This is a genomic window from Mesorhizobium sp. P2_D1, from assembly GCF_056404455.1.
On the sequence record NZ_JBFUDZ010000169.1, the window covers coordinates 1 to 735 of the forward strand.

Consider the following 735-nt stretch of genomic DNA (forward strand, 5'->3'; position numbering starts at 1 on the left):
GAGCATACCGGCCTGGTGAAAGATCAGCGCATCGTTGAGGAAGCGGCGTTCATGCCCCTCCCCTTTCGGCAGATGGCTCAGCCGGAACAATAGGCCGGCCAGCATGCCGGCGCGTCCCCAAGCGGTGGCGTCGGGTGCATGCAGCCGGTGCGCCGGAATATCCTCGATCGTATCAGCAACGGCTCCCAGGACCGACTTCGTCGTCGGGTGCGTCGGGTCGAGCCGGCCGAACACGTGGCTGAGCTCGGCAAGGCAGACGGCCGAGTGGTGACAGAGCCGATACGTCAGAAGGTTATCGACCGCCTCGGGCGTGCGTCCCTGCAGGACATCCAGATAGACGCTGGTGTCGAGGAGCAATGCACCGCCGACAGACGGCTGGTCCCCTGCCCAGGACAGGGCAGAATCCGGTCGCCGTTCCAAGCCCGCGCTACGCCGCTGTGGTTTTAGGGAACGCAGTGCGCTCCCGAGATCAAATGCCAAGATCGATGTCCGCCGAGATGGTGCCCTTGCGCCTGACTAGCCGCGCGCCAAAATCGTCCTCGATAGCCAGTCGTGACAAGGCGAGCTCCAAAAGCTCGGTGTCGGAGGTCACATGCGCGCGCTTCTTTGCCGCCTCGATCAACTCCGAAGGCACCCTGCCGGAAAGGCGTGTGTTCTTGGCCGCGCCAAGTAGCCCGACCGCCCTCGCCTGCTCAAGCACCAGACGGTTGCGCGTGTGGGCGATCCGCTCCTCGC

General features: G+C 64.8%; 2 protein-coding genes. Both read right to left on the bottom strand.

Going from position 1 to position 735, the window contains the following annotated elements; translation table 11 throughout:
• On the bottom strand, nucleotides 1-480 hold a 480-nt coding region (locus AC1D0I_RS32780; protein ID WP_477400215.1), incomplete at its 3' end, for a type II toxin-antitoxin system VapC family toxin.
• Nucleotides 470-735 (bottom strand): hypothetical protein (locus AC1D0I_RS32785; RefSeq protein ID WP_477400216.1); only part of this gene is annotated, 266 nt, incomplete at its 5' end. The genes AC1D0I_RS32785 and AC1D0I_RS32780, both read right to left, overlap by 11 nt.